The sequence below is a fragment of the Amycolatopsis sp. CA-128772 genome (assembly GCF_002904295.1).
GTDB lineage: Bacteria > Actinomycetota > Actinomycetes > Mycobacteriales > Pseudonocardiaceae > Amycolatopsis.
This window is the reverse complement of sequence record NZ_PPHG01000061.1, coordinates 37,899-54,289: the sequence shown is the minus strand read 5'-3', so window position 1 is coordinate 54,289 and position 16,391 is coordinate 37,899. Positions and strand designations below refer to the sequence as shown.

Sequence of the window (16,391 nt, the reverse complement as noted above, 5' to 3'; positions counted from 1 at the left end):
CGTCTCGTCGCATCCGGGTGCCGGGAAGTTACCGGCGGGTTGTTCCGGTTGCGTAACGACAAAGGTTGGCCCGAAACACCCCCGCCCGCCACCGGAGCCACTCTTTTGACAACGGGTCAACTACTTGTTGACAGGGTGCCGATCCCCGGCGAGGCTGAGCGGATGACGAGTGGGACCCGGCCCCGGCGCCGCCGGCTCGAACCGGCCGAGCGGCGTGCCGAGATCCTCGCCGCCGCCCGGCACCTGTTCGGCGCGGCCAGCTACGCCGCGGTGTCCACTTCGGACATCGCCGAGGCGGCCGGGGTGGCGCGCCCGCTGATCAACCACTACTTCGGCGGCAAGCGGGAACTGTACCTGGAAGTGGTGCGGCAACTGATGATCGTGCCGGCGCCGGTCACCGAAGCGCTGCCGGACACCACGATGGAGCAGCGGCTGGCGATCGGCGTCGAACGGTGGATCGAGGTCGTGGACCGCAACCGGGACGCGTGGCTGACCGTGATCGGGCCGGAGGCGGCCGGGCGCGACCCCGAGATCGAGCGGATCATGCGGGAGGCCGACGAGGTCGCCGCCGACCGGGTGCTGGAAGCCGCGCTGATGACCGGCGTGACCGAAGGGCGCGAAGAGCTGCGCGCGATGATCCGGTCGTTCGGCGGGATGCTGCGCGCGGCGTCGCGGGAGTGGCTGATCCGCGGCACGCTGGACCGCGCGGCGCTGCGCACCTTCCTCACCGATTCGCTCCTCAACCTGCTGAAGCTCACCTACCCGGCGGTGCTTGCCGAGCGGCGCGGAAGCGGCGGGCGAACGCCGCCGGCGTCATCCCGGTCCAGCGCTTGAACGCGTGGATGAAGCTCGACGCCTCGGCGTACCCGAGCCGGTAGGCGACGTCCTCGACCGACAGCACGCCGGTGTCGAGGAGCTCTTCGGCGAGCGTCTGGCGGACCTCGTCGACCAGCGCCCGGTAGCTCGTGCCGGCTTCGGTCAGGCGGCGGCGCAGGGTGCGCGTGCTGAGCGTCAGCTGGCGGGCGATCTCGTCCATCCCGGCGTCGACGCCGCCGAGCCGGACCAGGCGTTCCCGCACCTGCTGCGAGATGCCCGACCGCTGCCGCCGCCGGGTGACGAGCGCTTCGCACTGCGCGGCGCACAGGGCGACGGTCTGGTCGTTGGCCTGCGGCAGCGGCCGGGTCAGCAGCGCCGGGTCGAGCGTGGCGCGGCAGGCGTCCGCGCCGAAGCGGGGCTGCACGCCGAACGCGGCCAGGTACGCGTCCGGCGTAAAAGTTTCGTGCCGGAAGGTCAGCTCGTCGAGGACGATCTCGGGCAGCAGGTCGCGCATGACGGCGAAGATCGCGGCGAGGTCGCGCAGCACCAGGAACCGGGCGACGTCGGCAGGAACGCGGCTGTCGTCGAGCTCCAGCGTCAGCCGGTCGCCGCCGAGGACGACGTGCGGGATGCAGAAGGCGAAGCTCAGGTCGAAGTAGCGGAGGGCGAGCAGCATCGCGTCGCGCAGGGTCGGGCTGCTGATGCAGGCGAACCCGAAGATGCCGAAGGTGGTGACGCGGTAGCGGCGCCCGAGCTCCAGTGCGGCCGCGTCCGAACCGTCCACGGCGGTCAGCGCCCGGACGACGGCCAGCTCCTGACGCGCGTCGACCTGCACGGCCGGGTCGGCGAGGAGCTCAGGCGTGAGCGTGGTCGCGGCGAGCACGCGGCCCGCGGGCAGGCCGCGCTCGGCGGCGAACCGGGTCATCAGCTCGATGCTCGCGGTGCCGCGGGGGAAGTCCCAGTCCCCGACGGCGGGCGCGGCGAGCTCGGCCATGGCCGGAATCATGGATCACCGGCCGAGAAGGTGTCCAATCGAGGACCGGAACTGTCCGGGGTGATCGTTAGGGTGACCGGGTGAAGACCTTGAGCCGGCGCGCGCTGAACCGCGCGACCCTGGACCGCCAGCTGCTGCTGCGCCGGGCGAAGATGTCCGCGTTCGACGCGGTGGAGCACCTGGCCGGGCTCCAGGCGCAGGCGCCGTTCCCGCCCTACTTCGGGCTGTGGTCGCGGCTGGAGGGGTTCCGCCCGGCGGAGCTCGTGGAACTGCTGGAGAGCCGGCGCGTGGTGCGGATCGCGCTGATGCGCGGCACGGTCCACCTGGTGACGGCGGCGGACGCGCTGGCGTGGCGGCCGGTGCTCCAGGTGCTCTACGACCGCGACCTGAAGCAGAACACCCTGCACGCACGGGCGCTGGCCGACCTGGACCACGCCGAGGTCGCCTCGGCGGCCCGGGAGCTGCTGTCGGTTTCGGCGTTGTCCAGCACGGCGCTGGGTGCCGAGCTGGCGCGCACCTGGGACGTCCCGCCCGCGTCCCTGACCCACCTGGCCCGAGGCCGGCTGCCCCTGGTCCAGGTGCCGCCGCGAGCGATCTGGGGCAAGGCCGGGCAGACGACGTACGCGTGCCTGGACGAATGGGTGGGCGCGCCCCTGGCGCCGCCTTCGCCCGCTTCGCTGATTTCGCGGTACCTGCGCGCGTTCGGCCCGGCGACGGTGGCGGACGTGCAGACGTGGGCGGGCATCACGCGCCTGGGCGAGGTGGCTGCGGCGATGGACCTGCGCCGCTACCGCGACCCGGACGGCCGCGAGCTGCTGGACCTGCCGGAGCTGACGGTGCCGGACGAGGACGTCCCGGCCCCGCCGCGGCTGCTGGGACCCTTCGACCAGATGATCCTGTCCTACGCGGACCGGACGCGGATCATCTCCGATGCCTACCGCAAGCGGGTGATCTCGCACAACGGCCTGGTCAAGGGCACCCTGCTGGTGGACGGCCGGGTGTGCGGCTTCTGGGAGATCAAGGCGTCCCGCAAAGCGGCGGCGATCGAGCTGTCGCCGTTCGAGAAGCTGGCGAAGCGAGACTTGGCGGCGTTGGAGAAGTCGGCGGGCGAGCTGGTGAAGTGGGCGGAGGCGACCGCGGAGACCTACGAGGTCAGGGTCGACCCAGCGGAATAAGGCTGGCCGGAAATCTCGATTGTGTGACCGCTCGTGGCCTGTTGTCACAGGCGTCCGGTGCGTAGCTTTTCCCGCATGAGCAGTGCGGCGAAGGGGCCATCGGTGCTGATCGTGGGCACCGGATTCGGCGGCATCGGGACGGCGATCGAACTCAAGCGGGCCGGGTTCACCGACTTCACGATCCTGGAGAGCGCCGCCGAGCCCGGCGGCGTCTGGCGGGACAACACCTACCCGGGCGCCGCGTGCGACATCCCGTCGCCGCTCTACTCCTTCTCCTACGAGCCGAACCCGCGCTGGCCGAAGCGGTTCTCGCACCAGCCCGACATCCTCGCCTACCTGCGGCGCGTCATCACGAAGTACGGGCTCGAACCCCACATCCGGTACCGGACCGAGGTCACCGCGGCCGCGTTCGACGAAGAGCACGGGCTCTGGCGCGTCGAGACGCGCGGCGGTAAGACGTTCGAGGCGACCGTCTTCGTCCCCGCCGTCGGGCAGCTGTCGCGGCCGGTGCTGCCGGACATCCCGAACCGGGAGAGCTTCGCCGGCGACGCTTTCCACTCCGCGCGGTGGGACCACGGCGTCGACCTGACCGGCAAGCGCGTCGCCGTCGTCGGGACCGGGGCCAGCGCCGTGCAGTTCGTGCCGGAGCTGCGGAAACGCGCCCAGCACGTCACCGTCTTCCAGCGCACGCCGCCGTACGTCATGGCGAAGTCCGATCCGGGCTACCGGCGCTGGCAGCACTGGCTGTTCGAGCACCTGCCGCCGACCCAGCTGCTCGGCCGGCTGCGGATCTTCCTGCTCGCCGAGTACGCCACGTACGCGATGACGCGCCACCCCGTGCTGGCGAAGGTGTTCGAGTTGCGGACCGCGCAACTGCGCCGGCGGCACATCAAGGACCGGGAACTGCGGGCGAAACTGACCCCGGCCTACCCCCTGGGCTGCAAGCGGATCCTCTTCACCAACGAGTACCTGCCCGCGCTGGCGCAGCCGGACGTCGACGTGGAGACGCGGCGGATCCGCGAGATCACCGAGAAGGGCGTGCGGGTCGAGGACGGCACCGAGATCGAGGCGGACGTCCTGATCTACGGCACCGGGTTCGCCGCGACGGAGTTCCTGCACCGGATGGAAGTGCGCGGCCTCGGCGGGCGGTCACTGCAGGAGGAGTGGTCCGGCGGCGCGCGGGCGTACCTGGGCATGGCCGTACCCGGTTTCCCGAACCTGTTCTGCGTCTACGGGCCCAACACGAACCTCGGCGCCGGGTCGATCATCTACATGATCGAGCGCCAGGCGCGGTACATCCGGCAGGCGGTCGAGCAGCTCGCGCGGCCCGGCGTGTCCTATCTGGACGTCCGGCCGGAGGTCGAGGAGCGGTACGACCGGGAGGTGCAGCGGCGGCTGGGCCACAGCGTGTGGAGCGCCTGCACGAGCTGGTACCGCCAGGCCGACGGCCGGGTGACGACCAACTGGCCGGGCCTGGTCACCGAGTACGACCGCCGGACGCGCCGGCTCGACGTCGCGGACTTCCGGGTGGTGGCGTGATGGACTACGACGTCCTGGTGATCGGCTCGGGGTTCGGCGGCAGCGTCACGGCGCTGCGGCTGACCGAGAAGGGCTACCGCGTGGGCGTGCTGGAGACCGGCCGCCGGTTCGCCGACGACGAGTTCGCGAAGACGTCGTGGCGGCTGCGGAAGTACCTGTGGGCGCCCGCACTGGGCTGCTTCGGGATCCAGCGGCTGACCGTGCTGAAGAACACGTTCGTGATGAGCGGTTCCGGCGTCGGCGGCGGTTCGCTGGTGTACGCCAACACGCTGTACGAGCCGCCGGGCAAGTTCTACACCGACCCGCAGTGGGCGCACATCACGGACTGGCGGGCGGAGCTGGCGCCGTACTACGACCAGGCGAAGCGGATGCTCGGCGTGGTCGAGAACCCGGCGACGACGGCCGCGGACCGCGTCCTGCGCTCGGTGGCCGAGGACATGGGCATCGGCCACACGTACCGGCGCACCCCGGTCGGCGTCTACTTCGGACAGTCCGGGGTGGACCCGTTCTTCGGCGGCGCGGGCCCGTTGCGCACTTCCTGCACGCTCTGCGGCGAATGCATGACGGGGTGCCGGGTCGGGGCGAAGAACACGACGGTCAAGAACTACCTCTACCTGGCCGAGCAGGCGGGTGCGGTGGTGCACCCGCTGACCACCGCGGTGTCCGTCCGGCCCATCGCGGGCGGCTACGCGGTGGACACGCGGCGGACCGGCGGCCGGGCCCGCCGGACGTTCACCGCGACGCAGGTGGTGTTCTCCGCGGCTGCGCTGGGGACGCAGCGGCTGCTGCACCGGATGCGGGACACGGGCACGCTGCCCTCGTTGTCGCCCCGGCTGGGACTGCTGGCGCGCACGAACTCCGAAGCCGTGCTGGCGGCGCGGTCACTGCGCTCGGACACGGACTACACGCGCGGGGTCGCGATCACGTCGTCGATCCACCCGGACGCGGACACGCACGTCGAGCCGGTGCGGTACGGGCGCGGCAGCAACGTGCTGGGCCTGCTGGCGACGGTGCTGGTGGACGGGGTGCCGGGGCGCCGCCGCTGGGTGCTGGGGCTGCGCGAGCTGTGGCGGTCCCGCCGCGACCTGCTGCGCATCCACAACCCGCGCCGGTGGTCGGAGCGCATGATCGGCCTGCTGGTGATGCAGACGCTGGACAACTCGGTGACGACGTACACGAAACCGCGGTTGTTCGGCCTGCTCGGCCGCCGGATGACGACGCGCCAGGGTGCCGGAGCGCCGTCGCCGTCGTGGATCCCGGCGGGCCACGAGGTGACCCGCCGCGTGGCGGCGAAGATCGGCGGCCTCCCCCAGGGCGCGTGGACGGACCTGGCGAACATCCCGATCACGGGCCACTTCATCGGCGGCTGCGCCATCGGCGACTCCCCGGAGACGGGCGTGGTGGACCCGTACCAGCGGCTGTACGGGCACCCGGGCCTGCACGTGGTGGACGGCTCGGTGATCTCGGCGAACCTGGGCGTGAACCCGTCCCTGACCATCACGGCCCAGGCGGAGCGGGCCATGGCGTTCTGGCCGAATCACGGTGAGGCGGATCCGCGGCCGCCGCTGGGTGCGGCGTACCGGCGGGTGGCGGCGGTGGCGCCGAAGAACCCGGCGGTCCCGTCGGAGGCGCCGGGCGCCTTGCGGCTGCCGGTGGTGCCCCGGGACTGACGCGGTCGTAGCACTTCGCCGCCTCCCGGCGACTCAGGGCAGGAACTGCCGTGGCCAGTCGCCGAGGAGACCGGAGGGCACGAACGTGATCGTCGCCCGTGACCGCACCACCGGGTACCCGGGTCCACCGCCGCAGTAACCGAATGGCCCTCCCGGACCGCGCCGCCGGGAGGGCCGTTCGGCGGCTGGTTACGGCAGGCCCGCGAGGCCGGCCGACACCGTGTTGGCGAACGCGTACCCCTGTGACGCGTCCCAGTTGATCGACCACGTCATCGCGCCGCGGATCGTCGGGTACGTCGCCGAGGGCTTGAAGCTGCCGCACGACGTTCCGCGGGCCAGGCAGTTCAGGGCCGACACCGTGTTGGCCGGGGCCTGGTAGCCGCCGCCCGCGGCCTGGGGCGAAGCCGGGAGGCCGAGGCCGACCTGGTCCGCGCGCAGGCCGCCCTGCAGCTGGATGCAGGCCAGCGCCGTCAGGAAGTCGACCGTGCCCTGCGAGTAGACGTTGCCGTTGCAGCCGTTCATCGAACCGGAGTTGTAGTACTGCATGTTGACGATCGTCAGGATGTCCTTGATGTTCAGCGCGAGCTGGAAGTAGCCGCCCTGCGTGGACTGCATGTCGATCGTCTGCGGCGCCATCGTGATGACCTTGCCGCCGCCGTTGTAGATGCTGCGCAGCGCCTGGCCCATGTAGGTGGCGTTGATGCCGTTCTCCAGGTCGATGTCGACGCCGTCGAAGCCGTAGTTGGCGATCAGTGTCTTCACACTGTTCGCGAAGTTGTTCGCCGAGGTGGAGTCGCTGACACTGATCGTGCCGTTCTGGCCACCGACCGAGATGATGACCTTCTGGCCGCGGGCCTGGACCGTCTTGACGTCGGCCTTGAACTGCGCGTCCGTGTAGCCACCGAGCTGCGAAGACAGGCCCGAGTCGAGCGTGAAGCTCACCGCGCCCGGCGAGCCGGTGGCGTCGGCGAACGACACGGCGATGATGTTGTACTTCGTCGGCACGTCGGCCAGCTTCAGTGCCTTGGCGCCGTTGTAGAAGTTCTGCCAGTAGCCGGTCAGGACGTGCTTCGGCAGGTCACCCTGGGTCGGCGGCGTGCTGGTCGTCGTCGTCGGCGGGGTGGTCGTGGTGGGCGGCGTGGTCGAGGTCGTCGGCGTCGTCGGCGTGGTCGGCGTGGTCGGCGTCGTCGGCGTGGTCGTCGGCGGGGTGCCCGGGCCGTCGAGGCTGACGTCGTCGGCGTAGTACGTCGGCTGGCCGTACCAGCCGTGCAGGTAGACCGTCAGCGACGTGCTCGAACCGGTCGTGAAACTGAGCGACAACTGCTGGTAGCCGCTGGCGCCCGGCGTCCACGTGCTGGTCGTCGCCGCGCCGGAGACGCCCAGGTAGACGTAGCTGCCCTGGACCCAGGCCGACAGCTTGTAGGCCGTGTTCGGCGAGACGGTGAGCGTCTGGGCGCACTGGCCGTTGTCCGACGACGTCGGCGTCACGCTCAGGGCCTTGCTCCCACCGTGCACCGGGGTGCTGACCACGGCCGGCGCGGAGGTGCACGTCCAGCCCGTGGCGCCGGCTTCGAAGCCGGGGTTGGCCAGGATGTTGGCCGCCGAAGCGCTGCCGGCGAGCACGAACGTCACGCCGAGACACAGCGTGACCACGGAAAGTAAAGAAAGCAGAGCGAAGCGGACCTTGGGGACCACGGAACCTCCACGGCACTGGTGGGGCAGGTCACCACAAAATGGACTAGACCAATGTCGTTGTCAAGGTGCTCGATGTCAGCCCCATCCGAAAGTCGGGGCGGCGGAAACGGCAGAATGCAGGGAACGGATCCAGGCGAAGCAGGAGCGTGTTGCAGTGAGCGTGTCGGTCGAGCAGAAGATCGCCGAAGAACTGGGCGTGCGCGAAGGACAGGTCAAGGCCGCCGTCGAGCTGCTCGACGGCGGGTCGACCGTGCCGTTCATCGCCCGCTACCGCAAGGAAGTCACCGGCATGCTCGACGACGCGCAGTTGCGCACGCTCGAAGAGCGGCTGCGCTACCTGCGGGAACTCGACGAGCGCCGGCTCGCCGTGCTCGAGTCCATCCGCAGCCAGGGCAAGCTCGACGAGGCCCTCGAAGCGTCGATCCTCGCCGCGGACACGAAGTCGCGGCTGGAGGACATCTATCTCCCGTTCAAGCCGAAGCGCCGCACCAAGGCGATGATCGCGCGCGAAGCGGGTCTCGAGCCGCTGGCCGACGGCCTGCTCACCGACCCGACGACGGACCCGCAGGCCGCCGCGGCGGTGTTCGTCGACGCCGACAAGGGCGTCGCGGACACCCAGGCCGCCCTCGACGGTGCCCGCGCGATCCTCGTCGAGCGCTTCGCCGAGGACGCCGACCTTATCGGTGACCTGCGGGAGAAGATGTGGGGCCAGGGTCACCTGGTGGCGAAGGTGCGCGCGGGCAAGGAGGAGGAAGGCGCCAAGTTCGCCGACTACTTCGACTTCTCCGAGCCCTACACCAAGCTCCCCTCGCACCGCATCCTCGCGATGCTGCGCGGCGAGAAGGAGGACGTCCTCGACCTCACGATGGCGCCCGAGGAGCCCTCGGACGAGCCGCAGGTCGGGCCGACGGACTACGAGCAGCGCATCGCCGCGAAGTTCGGCATCGCCCAGCAGGGCCGCCCGGCCGACAAGTGGCTCGGCGACACCGTCCGCTGGGCGTGGCGCACCAAGATCCTCCTGCACCTGGGCATCGACCTGCGGATGCGGCTGCGCCAGGCCGCCGAGGACGACGCCGTCCACGTGTTCGCGTCCAACCTGCGTGACCTGCTGCTGGCCGCGCCGGCCGGCACCCGCGCCACCATGGGCCTCGACCCGGGCTTCCGGACCGGCGTCAAGGTGGCGGTCGTGGACGCGACCGGCAAGGTCGTCGACACGCACGTCATCTACCCGCACCAGCCGGCCAACAAGTGGGACCAGTCGATCGCCGAGCTCGCGGCCCTGTGCGCGCGGCACAAGGTGGAACTGATCTCGATCGGCAACGGCACGGCGTCGCGCGAGACCGACAAGCTCGCCATCGAACTGATCAAGAAGCACCCGGAACTGAAGCTGACGAAGGCGATCGTGTCCGAGGCGGGCGCATCGGTGTACTCGGCATCGGCGTTCGCTTCGGCGGAGCTGCCGAACATGGACGTCTCGCTGCGCGGCGCGGTCTCGATCGCCCGGCGGCTGCAGGACCCCCTGGCCGAGCTGGTGAAGATCGACCCGAAGTCGATCGGCGTCGGGCAGTACCAGCACGACCTGTCCGAGGTTTCGCTGTCCCGGTCCCTTGACGCGGTGGTCGAGGACTGCGTGAACGCGGTCGGCGTGGACGTCAACACGGCCTCGGCGCCGCTGCTCACCCGGGTCTCGGGCATCACGACGGGCCTGGCGGAGAACATCGTGGCCCACCGCGACACGAACGGCCCGTTCCGCTCCCGCACGGCCCTGAAAGAGGTCGCACGCCTAGGCCCGAAGGCGTTCGAGCAGTGCGCAGGCTTCCTCCGCATCCCGGACGGCGACGACCCGCTCGACTCCTCGGCGGTCCACCCGGAGGCGTACCCGGTGGTCCGCCGCATCCTCTCGTCGACCGGCACGGACCTGCGCACACTGATCGGCAACTCGAGGGCACTGACCGCCCTGCGCCCCGCTGATTTCGTCGACGACACGTTCGGCCTCCCAACGGTGACGGACATCCTGTCGGAGCTCGACAAGCCGGGCCGCGACCCCCGCCCGGCGTTCAAGACGGCGACGTTCGCCGAGGGCGTGGACAAGATCTCGGACCTCAAGCCGGGCATGCGCCTGGAGGGCGTGGTGACGAACGTGGCAGCGTTCGGCGCATTCATCGACGTGGGCGTGCACCAGGACGGATTGGCCCATGTTTCGGCTCTGTCGAAGAACTTCGTGAAGGACCCCCGCGAGGTCGTGAAGCCCGGCGACATCGTGAAGGTCAAGGTCCTGGACGTGGACGTACCGCGCAAGCGCATCTCGTTGACCCTGCGCCTGGACGACGAGCCAGGCGCAGCCTCCTCCCGCGGCGGCAGTGGCGGCAGTGGCGGCGGCGACCGCCGCGACCGCGGCCAGGGCGGAGGCGGCCGGCGCCGAGGAGGCAGCGGCGGCAGCGGCGGCGCCGACCGTCGCGGCGGTGGAGGCGGCGGCGCCCGGGACCGCGGCGGCAACGCGAGCGGCTCGATGGCCGACGCGCTCCGACGGGCCGGGTTCGGCAAGTAGAGCTCCAGTGAAGGCGGGCCACCCAGCTGAGTCGGGTGGCCCGCCTTTGTTGCGCAACAGTGCCGTCGGCCCAAGCACCCCTACACCGCCGCCCCCGCCGGTCCGCAACGCCACCGCCTCCTCAGGTCCGTAGCGCCGCCGCCCCCGCGGCTCGGTAGCGCCGCCGCCCCCGCGGCTCGGTAGCGCCACCGCCTCCACAGCTCGGTAGCGCCGCCGCCTCCGCAGGTCCGTGGCGCCGCCGGCCTCACACTCCCGCGTGCCGTCGGCGCCGCAGCTCCGCAGCGCCGTCGGCCCCCGCAGGCCGTAGCGCCGCTGGCCCCGTACACCGCAGCGCCGCCAGGCCCCGCCCGTCCGCCTTGCCGTCGGCGCCGCAGCTTGGGCACCGGCGGCCTACGCTGAACGACGGTGCTCGTGGGGCGGCCGGGCGGCGTCGGGGACGTGTGCCAGGCAGCGAACGCACGGCATCCCCGCGATGTGGTCGAGCAACTCTGTCACGTCCCGGGCCAGCGGATCGCCGCAGAGGGTTTTCAGCACCAAGGGGGCCGGCCGGTCGTCGGGCAGGGAGACGAAGTGGACTTGCCGGTCGCGCTCGCCCACTCGCCGGCCGTCCGCGCGGGGAACACCGAGCCGGATCCGGGCGGCGACGAAGCGGCAGTTCGATTTGTGGCGTTCGGAAGGCATGACTGTTCCATTCATCGTTGTGGGCCACCCCATAGGGGCGCGACGGTTCCCAGGTGGCGACGAAGATGCGATACTGAGCGGCGCGGGACCGGCCGGGTGCTGACCGGGTGTTCCGGCCCCGCGCCGCGGTTCTTCAGGAGAGGGACCGGATTCAGCCGATCAGGTGCTGAGCCTGATCAGCGAGGGTGGTCAGCAGGATCAGCAGGGGCGTCGTGAAGACGAAGATTACGACGCACCCAGCCCTGCTGGCCTCCCTTTTCCGGTGCTTTCCGGCCATTTGACCTCCTGGTTTTTCCGGGCTGCGTTGACAGCCCCACGGCTCCTCCTTGCGGCAGGAGCCCCGGCGCATCGAAGCGCGCCGAGGTCGATCGAGAGATGGTGCTACCAGGGACTTCCCGCTCGCCCGCCAAGCACCCCGCAAGGCTGGACGGCAGGCCGGCCAGCGGACGCCAGGTCGCAGCCACCGACCGGCAAGCTTCCGGGTCGTCGAACATGGAGCACCTCCAGGTACCTTTCCGGGTTTTGCTGAGCGCAGCGACGCATTCGAGCGTAGCCGGTGATCAATTCGCCGGGAAACCATTCCGCGACCAACGGTCGAAGCTCGCGACGACCGGTATTCGCCGCGACCAGTGGCGCGTATGTATCCATTCAGTTTCTTCCGCATCCGAATCATGGAACTGACCGGACACTGTTCTTCAACTGGTCGGGCACTAATCGGAAACTGGAAAGCAAGTGAACGGACACTGATCCAACTGCCGGCCGCACGTTAGTGCCCGTTCACTTGCCGATCAGTGCGCGACCAGTGACCGTTCAGTGCCTTCGCATCAGTGCCCGGCCAGTGACCGTTCAGTGGCTTCGTATCAGTGGCCGTTCAGTGCCCCATCAGTGCCCGCACCTCACTGGCCGATCAGTGGGCCGTTCAGTGACCGATGGGTTGTCGTTCAGTTGCCTCCAGGTCGGCGGGTCAGCCGTGCAACGGGCGGGTTTCCGGTGGGCTGGCTGCGGTGATCGAGCGCAACTGCTCGGTGATCAGCTGACGGATCGTGTCGGTGGATGCTCCGGGGTACTTCTCGCGCAGGAGCTGCTCCAGCAGGCTTCGCTGGCGCTGGTTCTCCGAGCGCAGCTTCCAGTTCGCGATCTGGTGCGAATTCAACGACCTCCTCAGGGTTTCGACCTCCTCGTCGAGGCGGCGGGCCGCTCCCGCAATGGCCAGCATGACCTTCCGGAGGGCAGCCGGGTCGTCGATCGGGTTGCCCGGCGCGCAAGCCGCCACCCATCGGACAGCGCTGCGGGGCGACCGGCCTTCGGTCGAGCCCTCCGGCACCGGTGGCTCACGCGGTGCGGGAACCACCGGCCCGGGTTCGGCCTGCCGTGCGTCCCGGGTGGGCTCTGCCACCTCCGTTACCCAGCCGGCGGTGATCATCTCGATGGTGACGACCGGTTCGTCGATCCAATCCGGCACCGAAAACGGCCCGTCGTAGCCTTCGGCCGGCCGGTCCCAGCCGACGCTTCGCGCGAAGAGCGCCGCAGCCTGGCCCAGCACCACGACACGGCGGGTGCGCGGTACCGCGACGTTCACCATGTCGACGATCCGGTCCCACGGCGGCGGCCCGGTTGCACCCTGGCCGATGGACTTGGCCAGCAGGTGCAGGAGGGCGTCCTCGGTCTTGCCCGCGCACCAATGTCTTTCCCGGCTGCCGAAGGCCTCGATGAGACACTGGCGCGTCTGGGCGAGGCTGCCCCGGTCGTCAGCCAGGGCGACGAGCAGGAACAGCACCAGCTTGCGCTCGTCGAGCGTCAGGGGCGACTTCTTGCTCTCGGTGTCGAAGGCGTCGGTCGAAGGGAGCCGGCCGAGTGCCGTGCGTCCTCTGGTCCGCGGACCTCGCCGCTGCTTGCGGATGCTCATCATGTTCTCCTGAAGTTCCGGTGCGTCGGCACCCGGCGGCGGAGCGCTCGTGGTGCGGCACCTCGGCTTTCGTTCGGGTTCGGGCAGGTCGTCCCGGCCGGCTCACGCTTCCCCGGCTTCGGCGCGCGGGTTCGCTGCCCGGCGGCCGGCGGGGGAACGGTGGGTCGCATGTCTGCACTCCAAGGGACGGGAAACGGATTTCTGCTCGGAAACCCAAGCTAGCCGTCCTGCCGCGAGGACGGGCCGGTCCCCGGCCGACTGCCGGGCGAAGATTTGTGGCGCTGACTGTTCACCCAGATGATGTAAGGTGTCACACTTTCGCGACAGTTGCCCGCGCAACTCGGCGGTCGCAATTCACCGTCCGTACCACCTTTGGGCTCAGACGCTCAGCCCAACGGCCTAGCGGGAATTGCGCCGACGTCCGCCGGCTCGACCGCTGGGCAATATTCCAGATTTCGGCCGGAATATGCAGGCGTTGCGGGACGGCTTGGCGTGGTGTCCACGCCTTCTGGACGGCCGTCCGCCAACAGGATGACAGTAACGGGCACACCAGACAAAGTCTCGCCGACACCGGACGAACCAGGGTAGCCACGCGGGAGCACCCGCATGCGCACGTGCACTGGTCCGGCGCTGATCGAGTGAAAAACTCACCCCATGTGACGACGTCCGCGGCCGCACCCTTGCCAATGGAATATTCAAGATCTAAGGCTGAATAAGCCGGATATTCCGAACGTCAGCAAGGCACTTGACACAGCAACGCAAGGGGGAGCCATGGAGATGAACAGCTACGACCCGATGACCGTCGCGGGTGCGTACAGCGCGGACACCTGGGAGCGAAGCCCGCTGTGCGGCCCCGACAAGGGCGATTGCGTCGAGATCAACCTCGAGCGGCCCGGCCTGGTCGCGATCAGGGACTCCAAACTGGCCGACAGCCCCGTCCTCGTGTTTTCCGCATCCGAGTGGGACACCTTCACGCGAGGACTGCACACGCCGCGGTGAACCCGGACAGCTGATGGGCGGTCGCCCGGTCAACTGAGCGTGGGAGTTCCGCCCCGACGGCTACTATGATCGGGGCTCCAGCCTCCCGATTGGACGACCTGACGTGGCGCGGCCGCCCTCCTCCTCACCGGACGACTCCTCACCGGACGACACTGAGCTGCGCCTGCAGCTCGGGCTCAAAGTGCGCACCCTGCGCAGACGAGCCGGGCTGACCCAGGAACAGCTGGCCGAGAAGGTCTGCTACCACCAGACCATGATCAGCCGCCTGGAGAAGGGTTACCGGCTCAGTTCCGGTGTCCTGCACAAAATCCTGCCGGGACTCGACGCAACTGAAGGGGAACTGGCCGAACTCCGGCGCCTGAACGGGGTCAACGAACGCGGGCGGGAGAAGCGGAACCACGACCTGACCGAGTCCGGTGCGCGGTGGTTCCGCCGGATTCTGGCGTGCGAGCCGTCCGCGACCCGGATCCGGAGCTGGACCGGCGAGCGCCTCAAGGGGCTCCTGCAAGCCGAAAGCTACATGATCGCGCAGTTCCTCGAGCACGACGTCGACGACATCGCCGACGCGGTCACCGGCCGCGCGGCGCGCACGATCCGGGCTTTCACGGAAAATCCCGGCTGCCGCTACGAATTCCTCATCAGCGAAAGTGCGGTCGAACGGGTCGTGCAGTGCGTGACCGTCAACGAATACGTGGCGATCGACCAACTGAAACACCTGCTCGACCTGGTGAAGCGGAATCCCAACATCGACATCCGCGTGGTGCCCTTCGCGAACCGGCTGCACGTCGACCCGGATTTCACGATCATGGAATTCTCGGAGCCGGAACCCACGCTCGGCTACAGCGACCTCCTGGGCACCCTGATCACGACCGATCCGGACGGCCTCGACCTCGGCCGCCTCTACGACCACTGGGACCGCCTGCACCGGTCCGCCTACACTTCCGAGCAGACACGCGCTGTTCTGGAAAAAGCCCTCGATCGGCACCGGAGGTCACCCTGATGCCGCCTGTGACCGGCGAAGCCGCCCAATAGAATGTTCCAGCCGCAACGCTATCGGGGAGCGCACAATGACCACCACGGGGCGCGAACCGTTCCCGCCGGCCGGTGTGGATCTGAGCCGGCCGAGCATTGCCCGGATCTACGACTATTTCCTCGGTGGTGACGCCAACTGGGAAATAGATCGGCAATTCGCAGACAAACTGCTGGACGATTTTCCGATCCTGCGCCCGATCGCCCGGTCGAACCGGCTGTTCCTGCACCGGCTCGTCCGGTACCTCACCAAACAGGGCATCCGGCAGTTCGTCGACCTCGGGTCCGGGGTGCCGACCATGGGCCACGCCCACGAAGTCGCCGAGCAGGTCGCGCCCGGGGAAGTGCGGGTCGCCTACGTCGACCACGAACCGGTGGCCGTCGCGCACTCCCGGAGCCTGCTGCGGCAGTACGGCGACGAAAACCGGCACACGGCCATCCACGCCGACCTGCGCGATCCTGCGGGCCTGTGGGAAAAGATCGCCGAGACCGGCGTGATCGACCTGGACCAGCCCGTCGGGCTGCTGATGATCGCCGTCCTGCACATCCAGCAACTGCCGTCGCCCGGCAGTCCCCCGTCCGAGGACCTCGGCCCGCAACTGGTCGAAACTTATCGGGAACTGCTCCCCCGCGGCTCCTACCTCGGCATCTCCCACGTCACCGACGAAGGCATCCCGGCCGACTTCGCTGCCATGCTGACCCGCATCAAGACGATGTACGACGAGTCGGGCAGCCCGGTCATCTGGCGGACGGCGCGGGAGATCCGGGAACTGTTCGGCAACTTCCGGATCGTCGACCCCGGCCTCGTGTGGACGCCGGAGTGGCACCCCGACGAGGCGACGGTCACCGACGAACGGCCGCAGCTGGACGACGTCAAGCAGTCCATCGTCCTGGCCGGCGCGGCCCGGAAGGAGTGACCGGCCGCCGCGTCAACGCAGGACGAGGAACGCGGCCACGAAAAGCGCGACCGGCACCACCGCCGCGGCCGCGCTGACCACGCCCGTGCCGTCGCGCCAGCCGGCCGGCGACGCGGCCCGGACCAGCCGGCGGACCAGGGCCGCCTCCACTACAGCCGCCAGCAGGAAACCCAAGCCGGCACTGAAGATCGCCGCCGCGCCGACCACGAACAGCCCCGACGTCGATGCCGCCGCCAGTGGCGCCGCGATCTCCCAGCGCACCAGCCCCGCGGCCGCCGTCAGCACGGCCAGCAGCAGCACGAAACCGACGAGGAAGCCGACGCGCGCCGTCTGGTGGTGGCCGCGGGTGAACCACCAGAAGCCCGCGTCGAGTCCCGTCACGACCACCGCCAGCACGACGAAACCAGCACGGAACGTCATCA

Annotated in this window: 14 protein-coding genes; 8 read left to right on the top strand and 6 right to left on the bottom strand. The window is 69.8% G+C overall.

Going from position 1 to position 16,391, the window contains the following annotated elements; genetic code table 11:
- Positions 1 to 162: 162 nt before the first annotated feature.
- Positions 163 to 834: a TetR/AcrR family transcriptional regulator gene (locus C2L59_RS21530; RefSeq protein WP_103351308.1), complete on the top strand. Its 672-nt coding sequence runs from the start codon at positions 163 to 165 to the stop codon at positions 832 to 834.
- On the opposite strand, the gene C2L59_RS21525 is transcribed toward C2L59_RS21530, so the two are convergent.
- A complete protein-coding gene (locus C2L59_RS21525; protein ID WP_103351307.1) occupies positions 755 to 1,810 on the bottom strand; it encodes an AraC family transcriptional regulator in 1,056 nt (351 codons plus the stop codon). The genes C2L59_RS21530 and C2L59_RS21525 overlap by 80 nt on opposite strands.
- 80 nt (positions 1,811 to 1,890) lie before the next feature.
- On the opposite strand from C2L59_RS21525, the gene C2L59_RS21520 reads away from it, so the two are divergent.
- From C2L59_RS21520 to C2L59_RS21510, 3 genes are all read left to right on the top strand, one after another.
- Positions 1,891 to 2,985 carry a winged helix DNA-binding domain-containing protein gene (locus C2L59_RS21520; RefSeq protein WP_103351306.1) on the top strand — a complete coding sequence of 365 codons (1,095 nt, stop codon included), beginning with the start codon at positions 1,891 to 1,893 and terminating at the stop codon, positions 2,983 to 2,985.
- A gap of 75 nt (positions 2,986 to 3,060) precedes the next feature.
- On the top strand, positions 3,061 to 4,524 hold the full coding sequence (locus tag C2L59_RS21515) for an NAD(P)/FAD-dependent oxidoreductase (RefSeq protein ID WP_103351305.1): 1,464 nt from the start codon (positions 3,061 to 3,063) through the stop codon (positions 4,522 to 4,524).
- Positions 4,524 to 6,194, top strand: coding sequence for a GMC family oxidoreductase (locus tag C2L59_RS21510; protein WP_103351304.1), 1,671 nt, complete (start codon positions 4,524 to 4,526; stop codon positions 6,192 to 6,194). The genes C2L59_RS21515 and C2L59_RS21510 overlap by 1 nt, the downstream gene beginning before the upstream one ends.
- Positions 6,195 to 6,383: 189 nt before the next feature.
- Here the strand turns inward: C2L59_RS21510 and C2L59_RS21505 are convergent, their stop codons facing one another.
- Positions 6,384 to 7,889: a chitinase gene (locus tag C2L59_RS21505; RefSeq protein ID WP_103351303.1), complete on the bottom strand. Its 1,506-nt coding sequence runs from the start codon at positions 7,887 to 7,889 to the stop codon at positions 6,384 to 6,386.
- Between the two features lie 154 nt (positions 7,890 to 8,043).
- Here C2L59_RS21505 and C2L59_RS21500 point away from each other — a divergent pair, with 154 nt between their 5' ends.
- Complete coding sequence (locus C2L59_RS21500; RefSeq protein WP_103351302.1) at positions 8,044 to 10,437, top strand: Tex family protein; 2,394 nt, start codon at positions 8,044 to 8,046, stop codon at positions 10,435 to 10,437.
- A 390-nt stretch (positions 10,438 to 10,827) separates the two neighbouring features.
- Here C2L59_RS21500 and C2L59_RS21495 read toward each other — a convergent pair whose 3' ends face one another.
- The 3 genes from C2L59_RS21495 to C2L59_RS21490 form a co-directional block, all read right to left on the bottom strand.
- Positions 10,828 to 11,118, bottom strand: coding sequence for a hypothetical protein (locus C2L59_RS21495; protein WP_103351301.1), 291 nt, complete (start codon positions 11,116 to 11,118; stop codon positions 10,828 to 10,830).
- Between the two features lie 151 nt (positions 11,119 to 11,269).
- Entirely contained in the window at positions 11,270 to 11,395 is a 126-nt protein-coding gene (locus tag C2L59_RS49875) for a hypothetical protein (protein WP_255410277.1), read from the bottom strand.
- A gap of 687 nt (positions 11,396 to 12,082) precedes the next feature.
- Positions 12,083 to 13,024 (bottom strand): hypothetical protein, encoded by a 942-nt coding sequence (locus C2L59_RS21490; protein ID WP_103351300.1) that lies wholly within the window; start codon positions 13,022 to 13,024, stop codon positions 12,083 to 12,085.
- Between the two features lie 777 nt (positions 13,025 to 13,801).
- Here C2L59_RS21490 and C2L59_RS21485 point away from each other — a divergent pair.
- The 3 genes from C2L59_RS21485 (at position 13,802) to C2L59_RS21475 (ending at position 15,969) form a co-directional block, all read left to right on the top strand.
- Positions 13,802 to 14,023: a DUF397 domain-containing protein gene (locus C2L59_RS21485; protein ID WP_103351329.1), complete on the top strand. Its 222-nt coding sequence runs from the start codon at positions 13,802 to 13,804 to the stop codon at positions 14,021 to 14,023.
- A gap of 103 nt (positions 14,024 to 14,126) precedes the next feature.
- Positions 14,127 to 15,023, top strand: a complete 897-nt coding sequence (locus C2L59_RS21480) for a helix-turn-helix transcriptional regulator (protein WP_158263098.1) — start codon at positions 14,127 to 14,129, stop codon at positions 15,021 to 15,023.
- A 67-nt stretch (positions 15,024 to 15,090) separates the two neighbouring features.
- Positions 15,091 to 15,969 carry an SAM-dependent methyltransferase gene (locus tag C2L59_RS21475; protein WP_103351298.1) on the top strand — a complete coding sequence of 293 codons (879 nt, stop codon included), beginning with the start codon at positions 15,091 to 15,093 and terminating at the stop codon, positions 15,967 to 15,969.
- 12 nt (positions 15,970 to 15,981) lie between these two features.
- Here C2L59_RS21475 and C2L59_RS21470 read toward each other — a convergent pair whose 3' ends face one another.
- Complete coding sequence (locus C2L59_RS21470; protein ID WP_233223616.1) at positions 15,982 to 16,389, bottom strand: hypothetical protein; 408 nt, start codon at positions 16,387 to 16,389, stop codon at positions 15,982 to 15,984.
- Positions 16,390 to 16,391 lie beyond the last annotated feature (2 nt).

What these genes read in the sequence shown, in the direction of transcription:
- C2L59_RS21530 (WP_103351308.1), top strand. Translation starts at nt 163, where the DNA reads ATGACGAGTGGGACCCGGCCCCGGCGCCGCCGGCTCGAACCGGCCGAG.
- C2L59_RS21525 (WP_103351307.1), bottom strand. Translation starts at nt 1,810, where the DNA reads ATGGCCGAGCTCGCCGCGCCCGCCGTCGGGGACTGGGACTTCCCCCGC.
- C2L59_RS21515 (WP_103351305.1), top strand. Translation starts at nt 3,061, where the DNA reads ATGAGCAGTGCGGCGAAGGGGCCATCGGTGCTGATCGTGGGCACCGGA.
- C2L59_RS21510 (WP_103351304.1), top strand. Translation starts at nt 4,524, where the DNA reads ATGGACTACGACGTCCTGGTGATCGGCTCGGGGTTCGGCGGCAGCGTC.
- C2L59_RS21495 (WP_103351301.1), bottom strand. Translation starts at nt 11,118, where the DNA reads ATGCCTTCCGAACGCCACAAATCGAACTGCCGCTTCGTCGCCGCCCGG.
- C2L59_RS49875 (WP_255410277.1), bottom strand. Translation starts at nt 11,395, where the DNA reads ATGGCCGGAAAGCACCGGAAAAGGGAGGCCAGCAGGGCTGGGTGCGTC.
- C2L59_RS21490 (WP_103351300.1), bottom strand. Translation starts at nt 13,024, where the DNA reads ATGAGCATCCGCAAGCAGCGGCGAGGTCCGCGGACCAGAGGACGCACG.
- C2L59_RS21485 (WP_103351329.1), top strand. Translation starts at nt 13,802, where the DNA reads ATGAACAGCTACGACCCGATGACCGTCGCGGGTGCGTACAGCGCGGAC.
- C2L59_RS21475 (WP_103351298.1), top strand. Translation starts at nt 15,091, where the DNA reads ATGACCACCACGGGGCGCGAACCGTTCCCGCCGGCCGGTGTGGATCTG.
- C2L59_RS21470 (WP_233223616.1), bottom strand. Translation starts at nt 16,389, where the DNA reads ATGACGTTCCGTGCTGGTTTCGTCGTGCTGGCGGTGGTCGTGACGGGA.